This is a genomic window from Phenylobacterium sp., from assembly GCF_041920015.1.
GTDB lineage: Bacteria > Pseudomonadota > Alphaproteobacteria > Caulobacterales > Caulobacteraceae > Phenylobacterium.
In genome coordinates this window covers 18,156-30,819 of the sequence record NZ_JAYRST010000006.1, presented here as the reverse complement: position 1 = coordinate 30,819, position 12,664 = coordinate 18,156, and the positions used below count along the sequence as shown (strand labels likewise).

Sequence of the window (12,664 nt, the reverse complement as noted above, 5' to 3'; positions counted from 1 at the left end):
TAGACGGGAGCCGTCCGATAATCAAGGAGAGTGCGACGTGGCGAGCCTGTCGGCAGAGGAACGGACGGCGCTGAGGGATGCGGTCACCCGCCTCCTGGCCGATCACAGCACCGAGGCGGACGTCCGCCGGACCATGGAGACCGCGCAGGGCTACGACGAAAAGCTCTGGAGCCAGCTTGCCGAGATGGGCGTGGCGGGCCTGGTCATCGACGAGGCCTATGGCGGGGCGGGCGCCGGGCCGCTTGAGCTCGAGGCGGTGATGGAGGCGGCCGGCGCCAGCCTGCTCTGCGCCCCTCTGCTGGGCTCCGGCGTGCTGGCGGCTGGCTTGCTCCAGGGTCTGGACGACGCCGAGGCCAAGGCGCGCCTGCTGCCGGGCATGGCGGCCGGAACCGTGATCGCCGCCGCGGCCCTGACCGGCGACGCCGGAAGCTGGACGCCAGAGGGCGTGACGGTGAGCGCCTCTGCGGACGGCGCGCTCAGCGGCCATGCGAGCTATGTCATCCACGGCCAGAACGCCGGCGTGCTGCTGGTGCTGGCCAATGCGCCGGACGGCCTGGCCGTCTTCGAGGTCGCCGCCGATGCGGCGGGCGTGGTCGTCGCGGCCCTGCCGACCTTCGACCACACCCTGCGCCTGGCCCGCATCACCTTCGACGGGGCGCCCGGCCATCGGCTGCAAGGCCAGGCCTGGCCCGCGGTGCAGGCGGCCCTGGACCTGGCGCTGGTCGCCCTGGCTGGCGATCAGGCGGGCGGCGCGCAGCGGTGCCTGGAGTTCACGGTCGACTATGCCAAGACCCGCTTCCAGTTCGGCCGCGCCATCGGCTCGTTCCAGGCGGTCAAGCACATGGCCGCCGACCTGCTGCTGGAGAGCGAGAGCGCGATCTCCGCGGCCCGCAACGCCGCGGCCAAGCTGGCCGACGCCGCCCCCGACGCCGAGGCCGCCGTGGCGCTGGCCGCCTTCGCCTGCGCCGACGCCTACGCCAGGACGACGGCGGACGCGATCCAGATGCACGGCGGCATCGCCTTCACCTGGGAGCACCCGGCCCATCTCTACCTGCGGCGGGCTCGCTCTGGCGCCCAGCTCTTTGGCGCTTCGAACCTGCACCGCGAACGCTTCCTCAAGGCGCTGGAGGCCTGATCATGTCCGAGATGACCGACGAAGCGCTGCGCGAAGAGGTCCGCGCCTGGCTGGCCGAGAACTGGAAGGGGCTGCCGAAGCGCAGCGGCGCGGAGGGTGCGGGCTGGACCGTCTCGCCCGAGCAGAAGGCCTGGATGGCCAAGGTGGTCGAGGCGCGCTGGGCGGTTCCGCGTTGGTCGCCGGAATGGTCGGGCCGCGGCCTCTCCAACGCCCAGGCCAAGATCATCGAGCGCGAGTTCGCCTCCGTCGGCGCGCCGGGCACGGGCCAGGATCGCACCAACCTCTGGGCCAACACCCTGCTGGCCTGTGGGACCGAGGCCCTGAAGCAGAAGCTGATCCTGCCCCTGCTGCGCCAGGAGGTCGGCATGTGCCTGCTCTATTCCGAGCCGGGCGCAGGCTCGGACCTGGCCGGCATCCGCACGCGCGCCGACCGCCAGGGCGACCACTTCGTGGTGACGGGCCAGAAGGTGTGGACGTCGGGTGCGGCCACGGCGGACTACGGCATGCTGATCGCCCGCACCGATTGGGACGTCCCCAAGCACAAGGGCATCAGCTTCTTCTTCCTGCCGATGAAGCAGCCGGGGGTCGAGGTGCGGCCCCTGCGCCAGATCACCGACGAGCGTCATTTCAACGAGGTGTTCATCACCGAAGCCATCGTCCCGGCCGAGAACCTGCTCAAGAACCTGGGCGAGGGCTGGGGCGTGCTACAGACCGCCCTCGCCTACGAGCGCTCGGTGATGGGCGAGGGCGCGCGCGGGCCGCGCAGCGGCGCGGCGGAGTCCAAGACCGAAGAGCCGCTGATCGCCCTGGCGCGCGAGGCCGAGCGGCTGGACGATCCGCTGCTGCGCCAGGACATCGCCCAGGTCATCGCCTACAAACGGCTGAACGCCCTCAACACCGCCCGCGCCAAGGCCGACCTGGCGCAGGGCTCGTCCTCGCCGGTGATGAGCCTCGGCAAACTGGCCATGAGCCGTATCCTGCACGACGAGGCGCGGGTGCGCGCCGCGATCCTCGGCGCCCGAAGCCTGCTGGAAGGACCGGAGCATCCGCGGGCCGAGGACGCCAACTTCCTGGCGCTCAACGCCTATTTCACCTCGATCGGCGGCGGCACCGACCAGATTCAGCGCAACATCATCGGCGAGCGGGTGCTGGGCCTGCCCAAGGAGCCGGAGGTCGACCGCGATATCCCGTTCCGCGAGGTGAAGAGCGGCCGGTAGGGCGATCAGCCCCGCGCCATCCGGCCGAGGTCGAAGACCGGAGATTCGGGGCGGTACTCGCCCTTCAGCACCGCGGCGAGATAGCGCCCGGCGTTGCGGAGATACTCCTGGTCGCTGGCGGCGGCCGCCTCGATGACCGGCAGGGCGGGGCGGGCCGCCTCGCCCAGGGCGGTGAGCGCATTGAGCGCCTGGAGCCGCACTTGCCAGGCCTCGCCGTCGCCGGCCAGGGCGGACAGGATCGCGACGGGTTCCGCCGGCTCGCCGAAGGCGGCGCAGGCCTCGGCCGCGACCACGCGGACCTGGGGAGCGGGGTCGGCGCGCATCGCGTGCTGGAGGCGTTCGCGCCCCGCCGCCGCCGCTGCGCCGCGGATCAGGCAACCGCTGGCCCCCCAGTAGCGAACGACCGGGTTGGGATCGTCCAGCGCCGTCAGCATGGCGGGCAGGTCTTGCGCCGCGCCGCTGGCCGCCGCGGCGGCCAGAGCCATGACCCGCGGCAGGGGATAGGCCTTGCGATCGCGGCTGGCGCCATAGCCTTCCGGCGCCAGCCCTTCGGGGATGAAGCCGTTGTCGACGATCGCCAGCATGTGCCGGTCCAGGGCCTGCCGTAGGGCGCCCAGACGCGCGGCATGGGCGGGGTCGCCGGCCAGGTTGCGCACCTGGTCGCGGTCGGCGGAGAGGTCGTAGAGTTCCTCGAACGGCTTGGGCTCAAAGAAGCGGGACTGGACGGCGTTCAGGCGGCCGGCGCGATATTCGCGCTCCCAGTCCTGATAGCCCTTGGCCAGCCATTCGAAGGCGCCGTGCATGCTCCAGGGCCGGTGAGGCATGTAGTTGCGGATATAGCGCCAGCGGCCGTCCGTCACGGTGCGGACGAAGTCGTAGCGCTCGTCCATGCGGTTGCGCATGCCGAAGGCGTGGCGCTGCGCCGGCCGAGCGTGCTTCCCGGCCAGGGCCCGACCTTGCATCTGCGGCCCCGGCGCGAGGCCGGCTAGCGAGAGCACGGTCGGCGCCAGGTCGATCAGGCTGGCCGGGGCCTCGACCTGGCCGCCCATTGGATGGGGGCTGAGATGGGCCCATTTCGGCGGGAAGCGGGCGATCAGGGCGCAACGCAGGCCCTCGTCGTAGCAATAGCGCTTGCTGCGCGGCAGGGAGCCGCCGTTGTCGGAATAGTAGAAGACGATGGTGTCGTCTGCGAGGCCGTCGGCCTCCAGTTCGGCCAGGCGTTCGGCGAGCTGGCCGTCCATCCGTTCGATCAGGTTGTAGTAGTTGGCGATATCCGCCCGGATCGCCGCCGTATCGGGCAGATAGGCCGGAACGCGGACGTCTTGGGGCGTCACCCGTCCGGGCGGCGGGTTGAGGAACAGGCGCGATTCATGCGTCGTCTCGTGATTGAAGACCGCCATGAACGGCTGGCCCGGCGCGCGGCCGCGCCAGTGGGCCTTGGCGCCGGAAACGTCCCAGATCGCGGCCGGGTCGACGTCGGCGTTGTAGTCGGTCTTGGCGTTGTTCGCGCAGTAGTAGCCCGCCGCCCGCAGCCGTTCGGGATAGGTCGCCGCGCCGGGCGGGGGTGCGGCCCGCGCCCGCATGTGCTCGGCCGGTCCGCAGCTCTCGGGATAGATCCCGGTCAGGATGCCGAACCGCGAGGGCGCGCAGACCGGCGCGGTCGAATAGACGTTGCGATAGAGCACCCCGCGGGCGGCCAGGGCGTCGATGGTCGGTGTATGGGCGAGGGGGTCGCCATAGGCGCCGATGAAGGGGTTGTTGTCCTCGCTGACCAGCCAGAGGATGTTCGGCCGCTCGGCGGGCTGCGCGGCCTGGGCGCGGCTGGCGACCGCTGCGGCCGACGCCGCGACGGCGGCTCTCCTGGTCATGGCCGGCATGCTCGTCCTCCCCATGCTACAGGCGTTGTCTATTGCCGGGGATGAGGGGCGTCCAGCCGCGCTTAAGTCCGCCTGTGGCGCTATTCGACTGGCGTGGTCGGCTCGTTCGCCGAGAGGGCGGTGTCGAACACGCCCATCAGGCCGTCGCTCGACCAGAGCTGGTGCCCGAACGGGCTGGCGGTGTTGAACGCCAGGATCGAGGCCTCCCTCGCGCTCTCACAGGCGAGATAGGCGCGGCCCAGCGCCTTGGCGTCAGGGCCGAGGACGGTGATCCAGAAGCGGCTGCTCATCCACCCCGAACCGATCTCCGAGAGAGTTGTTCCGAGGGCTTTCGCATTTGCGTCGCGCCGCGGGCTGGTGGCTCAGACGATCCGGTCCAGCGGCAAGGTCATGGTGACCTCCAGGCCGCCGGCGCCCCATTTCCGATCGAAGACGCCGCCGAGCTGGTGCTCGATGGTGGCGCGGGTCAGGACCGAGCCGAAGCCCTCGTGGCTGGGCGGAGCGGGCGGCGGCCCGCCGGTCTCGGTCCAGGCGAAGGTCAGGCGCTCGCCGTCCCGGTCGGTGCGGATCGTCACCCGGCCGCCGATCACGCCCAGGGCGCCGTACTTCACCGCATTGGTCGCCAGCTCGTAGACCAGCAGGGCGAGCGCCGTCACCGCGCCGGGGTTGAGCGCGATGTCGTCGCCGCTGACGCTCAAGGAAGTCTTGGCCGCGCCCTCGCTGTGGTCGTAGGCGGCTAGAACCCGGCGCAGCAGCCCGTGAAGGCTGATCGAGGCCGGCGCGCCGTCGGCCTGGGGCAGGGTCAGGGAGTGGGCTTCGGCGAGCGCGGCTAGGCGGTGGCGCAGCGAGGTGGCGAGCTGTTTGGGATCGTCGGCGCTCCGGGCGCTGACCGAGACCAGGCCGCTCACCATCGTGAAGAGGTTCTTGATCCGATGGTCCATCTCCCGGATCAGCAGCTTCTGGCGGGCCTCGGCCTGGCGGCGCTCGCTCATGTCGCGCGCGATGGTGGCCGCGCCGACCAGGCGGCCGCTCGTATCGCGCACCGGCGACACCGCCAGCGAGACCTCCACCAGGGTTCCATCCTTGTGCAGCCGCGCCGTCTCGAAGGGCGCAATCCGAAGGCCGGCGCCGACGCGCTCCAGAATCTGCGCCTCCTCTTCGGCGCGTTCGGGCGGGACCAGCATCATCACCGAGCGCCCGACGATCTCGGCGGCGGAATAGCCGAGCAACCGCTCGGCCCCGGCGTTCCAACTGGTGATGACCCCATCGAGCGACTTGCCCAGGATGGCGTCTTCCGAGCTCTCGACGATGGCGGCCAGCCGGGCGGCCATCTCGCCGGCGGTGCGGTGGGCCTCGGCGGCCTGTTCGGCGGCGGCCAGCAAGGCGGCGTTCTCGACCGCCAGGGCCGCGTGGCTGGCCAGCGAGGCCATGAGGATTTCGTGTTCCGACGAGAAGGCCGGGTCCTCGCGGCGAACCAGCAGGAAGGCGCCATAGGCCGCCCCCGACCGCAGGACCAGCGGAGCGATCAGCGTATGGCGCCGGTCCTGCCGCGCCGGCTCGCTGATGCAGTGAACCGTGTCGGAGACTTCCAGCGCGGCCTGGAGATCGGCGTGCAGGGTCCGGTTAGGCGCCTGGAGGTCCTGCGCGTCATCGCCGATCACGGCCTCGACCTCGCCCTCGCGCCCGACGAAGGCGCCCCAATCGGAACGGGTCAGCGTCATGGCCGCGGCGAGCGCCGTCCGGACGATGACGGTTTCGTCCAGTTCGCTGGCCAGTTGGCGCGAGAGGCCGTTCAACTCGGCGAGGTGCCGTGCGTGGCGCTGCAGGTCCTGTTCGATGCGCTTGCGCTGGGTGACGTCGAGGCCGATGGCCACGGCGCTGCCGTCGGGCAGGCGGGCGCTGGTCCACAGCGTCTCGAGCGGGTCCTGGCCGGAGGTCTTGAGGGTGAGTTCGGTCCAGCCGTCGGCCGCGGCCTCCAGGGCGCGTTTCGCCCGTTTTCGCTCGGACATGTCGGGCAACAGGCCGTCGAGAAGAGCGCCGATCGCACCGGGGGTCCCGAGCGGGACGCCAAGGCGCCGGATCGCCGCGTTGTCGCGGATGAGTCGGCCGTCCTGGCTGAAGACCGCCACCATGGCCGGGATGCGGTCGATGATGGTGGCCAGCAGCTCGCGTTCGCGACGCAGACGCTCGTCCGTCGACAGGCGCTCTAGGCAGAAGCCCAGTTGGCGGGTGATGAAGCTGGCCAGGGCCAGTTCCTCGTCGTTCAATCCGCGCGGCTGCGGATAGTAGACCATGAACTTGCCGACGACCTGCCCGTCGCTCCAGATCGGGATGAAGGCGAGGGCGGCGACGCCTTCCTCCCGCGCGGCGGCCTGCAGCGCCGGGTCGCCGAGGGCGGAAAGATCGGTAAGGACCGTCGGGCTGGCCTGGGTGGCGCCGGCCGCCCAGGGGGTGTGGCCTTCCGCAACGGCCCGATAGGCTGGGCTGAGGCCGCGCCAGGCGACGAACCGCATGACGCCGGCGGCGTCGAACCTCAGCACCGCGGCCTTGTTGCATCCCATCACGCGGCAGATGGTGTCGAGTGCGGCTTCGGCGGCCTCCGTCAGCGATCCGGCGCGAAATAGCCGGTCGGTGAAGGTGAGGAGTTCGCTCACATTGGCGATCGCCGCCAGGTCCTTCGCGAGGGGTCGCGGACTTTCGGCGACCGCCGACTCCGGACTCTTGCGACCGGGCGTCATGAATCCCCCAGGTTCAGATTGCGGATGCGGACCGAGCTACTCTTCCAAATCTAATCATGGTCGCAGCGCAGCAAACAACAACAAATATGGGAAGGTTGGCGTTATCATATGTTATAGGCTGGCGACAATTTGAGCGGCGGCGACAAATATTGGCCAATATCTGGCGAGCGCGTGGCGGAGCCATGTGTCAGGCCTGAAAAGGCCAGGGTGTGGAGTATTCACGTTGGCTTTGAAGCGCATCGCGTGATGAATATCTGAATTTTAGCTGAGATCCGGGGCGAGCAAGGCGCGGAGGAACTGCGCGGCGTCGGCCCCTCGGTCGAAGCGACTGGCGTCGCCTTGCCCGGCTTCGGCGATCCAGGCGACCGGGATCGCCTTGGCGGCCAGCAATGCGCGCAGGCCCGCCAGGTCGCCGCCACGCAGCCCCGCCTCGACGATGGCGGCGTCCAGGGGCCCCCGACGGACGATGTCGATGGCGGCCTGGACGGTGGCGACGGGCCCTTCGACTTCCACGCCCTCGCGGTGCAGTTGGCTGACCGTCTCGTGAGCCAGCAGCCACTGGCTATCGGCCACGAGCACTCTCAGGCCCGCCAGTTCGATCTTCTTGCGACCCACGCCTCGCCCCGCAGCTCATCCAACACCCGTGCTTAAGGCGGACGGACGAGGCTTCGACATTCACTCATGTTAAAACAGAGGGCGAAGTGGAGCTTCTGCTGAAACCAGAGGTTTGCGGTAGTCGGCGATGGTGCGGAGCAATTCGGGCTGCAGCAGGCGGGCGCGCCCGCCGTGTACGGCGACCAGGCCCTCGCGGCGCAACTGCTGAAGCACCCGATTGATGTGGACGATGCTGAGGCCGGTGGCGTCGGCCAGGGTCTCCTGGGTCAGCGGCAGGGGAAAGTGCGTCTCCTCGCCCAGGCCGCACATGCTCAGGCGGTCGCGCAGCTCGAGCAGCAGGTGGCACAGGCGCTCATACGCCGTCTGCCGGCCCAGCCGCAGGACCTGCGACAGCAGGAACGCCTCGTCGAGGCTGGCGGCCATATGGATCGCATCGCGCAGATCGGCGAAGGTCGGGTCGGTCGAGTTCAAGGCCCGCTGGACGGGGACGGCGTCGATGAACTGCATCGGCGTCAGCGACACCATGGTGGCCAGGGAGAGCGGGCTCGGCCGCTCGCAGACCCCGATGGATTCACCGGGCAGGATGAAATTCAGGATCTGCCTGCGACCGTCGGGGAGCCAGCGCACGCGCGCGGCCCAGCCGCCCAGGACGAACCGCGGCCGCAGCGCCGCTTCCCGCTCGCTGCCCAGTTCGACGCCTGCGGGAATGGAGCTGAGATCGCTGAGGTCCTGGATCAGCCGGATGCTCGCTTCCGACAGGTCGGCGAGCGAAGACAGCCGGTTGAGGGCGGCGACGGCGCGGCAGGCCGTGCGCTCTCGGATCGCGCTCATGCATCAGCCTCCGCATCGGTCGGGGAGAATTCGAGGTCGAAGCACAGACCCCCCGGCTCGAAGCTGAATCTCGTCCTGGCGCCGAGTTGGTAGGGAAGTCCCTGCTCGAGAAGCTGCCTTCCAAACCCTGTCCGCCGCGGATTGGTTGCAAGAACCGGAACGCCTTCTTCGCGCCAGCAGAAGCGCAAGGCCGGCCCATCGGCGGCGTCGAGGCGCGTCCAGGTCACCGACAGCCGCGCGCCCGGAACGGTCAGGGCGCCGAACTTCATGGCGTTGACCGCCAGCTCGTGCAGGGCCAGGGCCAGATATTCCGCAGCCGAACCGCTCAGACGTATGGGCGGTCCGGAAATCGAGACGCCCTCGACGTCCTCGGCCTTGTGCTGCAGCAGTTCCTCGCGGACCAGTTCCTCCAGGTCGGCGCCGGCCGGACGCCGTCCCAGCGCGCCATGGACGCGGGCCAGGGCGGCGAGGCGGCCATCGAGATGCGAGGCGTAGGCGTCGAGATCGGGGGCGTTCTCGCGCGTGCGGCGGGCCAGCACGCGGACGATGGCCAGGACGGTTTTCACGCGGTCCTGCGCCTGCGGCCCGTCGTCCGCAGCCTCGGCGATGGAGAGCAGGCCCGGCAGACGCCTTGCGCCGTCGTCGTCGGCCTCGGCGAGGCGCAGGACGAGATGTCTTGGCTGCGGACTTCCTGCGATCAGGCGGATGCGGCGCGTTTCGAGCCCGAGCAGCCCCAGGCCGATGGCCAGCTCCACGGCGGCCTGCTCGCCCGGGTGGACAAGCTGCAGCCAGCTACGCCCGGCGGGCGGCGAGGCCATCTGCAGGATGTCGAGGGCGCGGGGAGAGCAGCGGAGTTCGAGGGTGTCGGGATCGATCTCGACCTCGCCGGGCGCGCCCGCCTCGGCGGCGAGGCGCAGGCGCGCCTGATGGAGCGAGTCCGGTTCGGTCCCGCCGGCGCCGGACTGCAACCCCTGATCCTTCGAACTCACCCTGTCTCGCCAATCCATCGTGCCGAAGATCACTTTCTGCGGCTTGCGCCCCACAAGCGCCAGCCCTTGATGGCGCATTTCCAGGCAGGTCGAATTCACATTTGCTGGTCTGCGGACGACCTTCGACGCACGCCAAACGGCGGCGCTTTTCGCATGCTGGGCGTGAGCATTGCGACAAACGCCCTGGCCTCCGGCGGTTTTCTTCACGTAGAAGACCGGACTTTCAGTCAGATGTGCCGAACGCTAGGGGGATATCCATGCCGGTCGACGAGAAATTGGAACCCATTCTGGCCGAGGTGCTGAGCCGAAACGCCGGTGAAGAAGAATTCCACCAGGCCGTGCGCGAGGTGCTCGAAAGCCTGGGCCGCGTGGTCGCCAAGCACCCGGACTATGCCGACGATGCGCTGATCGAGCGGATCTGCGAGCCGGAGCGGCAGATCATCTTCCGCGTGCCGTGGGTCGACGACCAGGGCCAGGTTCAGATCAACCGTGGGTTCCGCGTCCAGTTCAATTCGGCGCTCGGTCCCTACAAGGGCGGCATCCGTTTCCACCCGTCGGTGAACCTGGGGATCATCAAGTTCCTGGGCTTCGAGCAGATCTTCAAGAACGCCCTCACCGGCATGCCGATCGGCGGCGGCAAGGGCGGCTCGGACTTCAACCCGCGCGGCCGTTCGGACGGCGAGATCATGCGCTTCTGCCAGTCGTTCATGACCGAACTGCACCGGCACCTGGGCGAATATACCGACGTACCCGCGGGCGACATCGGCGTCGGCGGCCGCGAGATCGGCTACATGTTCGGCCAGTACAAGCGCCTCACCAACCGCTACGAGGCCGGCGTGCTGACCGGCAAGGGTCTGGTCTATGGCGGCTCGCAGGCCCGGCGCGAAGCCACCGGCTATGGCGCGGTCTATTTCGTCGAGAGCATGCTGGCGCGTCGCGGCGAGGGGCTGGAAGGCCGCAAGGCGGTCGTCTCCGGCTCGGGCAACGTGGCGATCTACACCATCGAGAAGCTGCAGCAACTGGGCGGGGTCGTCATCGCCTGCTCGGACTCCAACGGTTACGTGGTCGACGACGCCGGGATCGACCTGGAGCTCCTGAAGGACGTGAAGGAAGTGCGGCGCGGGCGCATCGCCGACTATGTCGCCCTGCGAGGCGGCTCGGCGCGCTATGTCGAGGGCGGCAGCGTCTGGGACGTGCCGTGCGAGGTCGCCATGCCCTCGGCGACCCAGAACGAGCTGACCGGCAAGAACGCCAGGACCCTGGTGGCGAACGGCGTGGTCGTGGTCGGCGAAGGCGCCAACATGCCGTGCACGCCCGATGCGGTGCGCACCTTCCAGTCGGCCAACGTCCTCTTCGCGCCGGGCAAGGCGGCCAACGCCGGCGGCGTGGCCACCTCGGCGCTGGAGATGCAGCAGAACGCCTCGCGCGATAGCTGGTCCTTCGAACAGACCGAGGCCCGGCTGGCGGCGATCATGCGCGGCATCCACGACCGATGCGCCGAAACCGCCGAGGAATACGGCGCTCCCGGCGACTACGTGCTGGGCGCCAACATCGCCGGCTTCGTCCGGGTGGCCGAAGCTATGCGGGCCTTCGGCGTCGTCTGACCGACTGCAAAGGCTTCGCCCGGCCAGCCGGGCGGAGTCTGATGCGGTCTATCGAACGAAGTCCACGATGTCGGGCAGTTCGGCGAAAGCGTCACGCAGGGCCGATCCCCAGTGCTGCGAGATCGCCTCGAACTCCGGGTCGTCCGCCTCGATCCTGCGGCGCACGTCGAAGGCGTAGCGATCGCGCCGGATGACGGCGAGGTGAAGCGGCATGCCGACCGTGAGGTTGGAGCGAAGCGTGGAATCCATGGACACGCAAACCGCCTTCACCACCTGGTCGAGCGGGGAGTCGATGGACAGCACGCGATCGAGAATCGGCTTGCCGTACTTGTGCTCGCCGAGCTGGAAGTAGGGCGTATCGTCGGCCGCCTCGATGAAATTGCCCGCCGAATAGACCATGAACAGGCGGTGGCGGCCGCCCCGTCGCTGGCCGGCGACGACCACGGTGGCGTCTGCGCCGGCGCCGCCGGCCTGGATCGAGTTGCGGTAGCGGTCCTGCAGGCCCTGCATGGCTTCGCCGACCAGCTCGGCGGCGTGATAGAGGCTGTCGGCGTTGAGGATCGACTCCACGGTCGGGTCCTCGCGGGATCGCTCGACGGCCTTGTTGATGCGGGTGATGACGCCCTGGGTGATCGACAGGTTGCCGGAGGTCATGATGGCGATGACCCGCTCGCCGGGAACCTCCCAGGTGAACATCTTGGAGAACCTCGAGATGTTGTCGACGCCGGCGTTGGTGCGGGTGTCGGACAGCATCACCAGGCCGTCGGAGACGCGTACGGCCACGCAGTAGGTCATCTCTCGTCGTCCCCTGGGGCTCTTACTGCTGTTGTTGAAGCATGGCGTCGATGTCGCTGTCGCCGGCGGCGATTCGGACATCCGCCACAAGGTCGCCCGGCCCGCCGCCGGTGACCAGCCCCCGGACCGGGGCGGCGTCGTGCGCGTCCAGCCCCGCGCCGATACGCACATAATGGTCGGTCGGGCAGATGCCGTTGGCGACGTCGAAGCCGATCCAGCCCAGACCGTCGACGAACGCCTCGGCCCAGGCGTGGGTCTCGAACTGCTGGTCCTCGTCCTGGCCGGCCAGGAGGTAGCCGGCGACATAGCGCGCCGGCACGCCCTTCGAGCGCGCCGCAGCGATGAACACATGGGCGTGGTCCTGGCAGACCCCGCCGCCGCCAGCCAGGGCCGCGGCGGCGGACGTGGCCGAGCCCGTCACGCCCACGCGATAGGGCAGGGCCTCGCGCACCCTGGCGCTCAGGGCGTGCAGGCCCGGAAGCGCCGCCGCGCCGGGCTGGAGCCCGTCGCCCAGGGCCAGGATCGCCTCGTCGGCCTGGGTCAGCGGCGTATCGCGCAGGAACACGGCCGGCGCGCAGGGCCGGCGCAGGCCGCTGACGACGCCGGAGCGGTCCTTGGTCTCGACCTGTCCCCAGGCGACGATGTCCAGGCTGTCGCGCGGGCGCCGGTCCAGCCATTGGGCGAAGCGCTCGCCGTAGCCGCCGGTGATCCAATTCTCCACCTCGACCCCATCGACGCTCACATGCCAGTCGATCACCCGCTGGCCCTCGAAGCTCTGCGGAAAGAGCTTCAGGCGAAGCGCGACGCCGGCGGCGCCCCCGGGATAGCGGAATGCGGTGAGGTGGCGGACGACGAGGATCATG

General features: G+C 69.7%; 11 protein-coding genes. 3 read left to right on the top strand and 8 right to left on the bottom strand.

All coding sequences use genetic code 11. The features are described from left to right. The first annotated feature begins 37 nt into the window (after positions 1 to 37). Both ACE3TL_RS02560 and ACE3TL_RS02555 read left to right on the top strand, forming a co-directional pair. Positions 38 to 1,135 carry an acyl-CoA dehydrogenase family protein gene (locus ACE3TL_RS02560; protein ID WP_374577097.1) on the top strand — a complete coding sequence of 366 codons (1,098 nt, stop codon included), beginning with the start codon at positions 38 to 40 and terminating at the stop codon, positions 1,133 to 1,135. Between the two features lie 2 nt (positions 1,136 to 1,137). Continuing rightward, on the top strand, positions 1,138 to 2,352 hold the full coding sequence (locus ACE3TL_RS02555) for an acyl-CoA dehydrogenase family protein (protein WP_374577096.1): 1,215 nt from the start codon (positions 1,138 to 1,140) through the stop codon (positions 2,350 to 2,352). A gap of 5 nt (positions 2,353 to 2,357) precedes the next feature. On the opposite strand, the gene ACE3TL_RS02550 is transcribed toward ACE3TL_RS02555, so the two are convergent. The 6 genes from ACE3TL_RS02550 to ACE3TL_RS02525 form a co-directional block, all read right to left on the bottom strand. After that, positions 2,358 to 4,229, bottom strand: coding sequence for a sulfatase-like hydrolase/transferase (locus ACE3TL_RS02550; RefSeq protein WP_374577095.1), 1,872 nt, complete (start codon positions 4,227 to 4,229; stop codon positions 2,358 to 2,360). An 80-nt stretch (positions 4,230 to 4,309) separates the two neighbouring features. Next, positions 4,310 to 4,519, bottom strand: coding sequence for a hypothetical protein (locus ACE3TL_RS02545; RefSeq protein WP_374577093.1), 210 nt, complete (start codon positions 4,517 to 4,519; stop codon positions 4,310 to 4,312). A gap of 72 nt (positions 4,520 to 4,591) precedes the next feature. Further along, entirely contained in the window at positions 4,592 to 6,883 is a 2,292-nt protein-coding gene (locus tag ACE3TL_RS02540; protein WP_374577091.1) for a PAS domain S-box protein, read from the bottom strand. Positions 6,884 to 7,228: 345 nt separating this feature from the next. Continuing rightward, the gene (locus ACE3TL_RS02535) at positions 7,229 to 7,582 is read right to left on the bottom strand and encodes a hypothetical protein (protein ID WP_374577090.1); all 354 of its coding nucleotides are present in this window, start codon (positions 7,580 to 7,582) and stop codon (positions 7,229 to 7,231) included. Between the two features lie 69 nt (positions 7,583 to 7,651). Then, positions 7,652 to 8,413, bottom strand: a complete 762-nt coding sequence (locus tag ACE3TL_RS02530; protein ID WP_374577089.1) for a Crp/Fnr family transcriptional regulator — start codon at positions 8,411 to 8,413, stop codon at positions 7,652 to 7,654. Further along, positions 8,410 to 9,402 (bottom strand): HWE histidine kinase domain-containing protein, encoded by a 993-nt coding sequence (locus ACE3TL_RS02525; RefSeq protein WP_374577087.1) that lies wholly within the window; start codon positions 9,400 to 9,402, stop codon positions 8,410 to 8,412. Before ACE3TL_RS02525 ends, ACE3TL_RS02530 begins: the two co-directional genes overlap by 4 nt. 257 nt (positions 9,403 to 9,659) lie before the next feature. On the opposite strand from ACE3TL_RS02525, the gene gdhA reads away from it, so the two are divergent. After that, a complete protein-coding gene (gdhA, locus tag ACE3TL_RS02520) occupies positions 9,660 to 11,006 on the top strand; it encodes an NADP-specific glutamate dehydrogenase (RefSeq protein WP_374577086.1) in 1,347 nt (448 codons plus the stop codon). Between the two features lie 48 nt (positions 11,007 to 11,054). Here gdhA and ACE3TL_RS02515 read toward each other — a convergent pair whose 3' ends face one another. Together ACE3TL_RS02515 and ACE3TL_RS02510 are read right to left on the bottom strand one after the other, a co-directional pair. Beyond that, complete coding sequence (locus tag ACE3TL_RS02515; RefSeq protein ID WP_374577084.1) at positions 11,055 to 11,801, bottom strand: peptidase; 747 nt, start codon at positions 11,799 to 11,801, stop codon at positions 11,055 to 11,057. A 22-nt stretch (positions 11,802 to 11,823) separates the two neighbouring features. Then, entirely contained in the window at positions 11,824 to 12,663 is an 840-nt protein-coding gene (locus ACE3TL_RS02510; RefSeq protein WP_374577082.1) for a transglutaminase domain-containing protein, read from the bottom strand. Position 12,664 lies beyond the last annotated feature (1 nt).

Excerpts from the sequence above, each read along its gene's own strand:
- ACE3TL_RS02530 (WP_374577089.1), bottom strand. The coding sequence starts at position 8,413 with ATGAGCGCGATCCGAGAGCGCACGGCCTGCCGCGCCGTCGCCGCCCTC.
- ACE3TL_RS02545 (WP_374577093.1), bottom strand. The coding sequence starts at position 4,519 with ATGAGCAGCCGCTTCTGGATCACCGTCCTCGGCCCTGACGCCAAGGCG.
- gdhA (WP_374577086.1), top strand. The coding sequence starts at position 9,660 with ATGCCGGTCGACGAGAAATTGGAACCCATTCTGGCCGAGGTGCTGAGC.
- ACE3TL_RS02515 (WP_374577084.1), bottom strand. The coding sequence starts at position 11,801 with ATGACCTACTGCGTGGCCGTACGCGTCTCCGACGGCCTGGTGATGCTG.
- ACE3TL_RS02555 (WP_374577096.1), top strand. The coding sequence starts at position 1,138 with ATGTCCGAGATGACCGACGAAGCGCTGCGCGAAGAGGTCCGCGCCTGG.
- ACE3TL_RS02510 (WP_374577082.1), bottom strand. The coding sequence starts at position 12,663 with ATGATCCTCGTCGTCCGCCACCTCACCGCATTCCGCTATCCCGGGGGC.
- ACE3TL_RS02550 (WP_374577095.1), bottom strand. The coding sequence starts at position 4,229 with ATGCCGGCCATGACCAGGAGAGCCGCCGTCGCGGCGTCGGCCGCAGCG.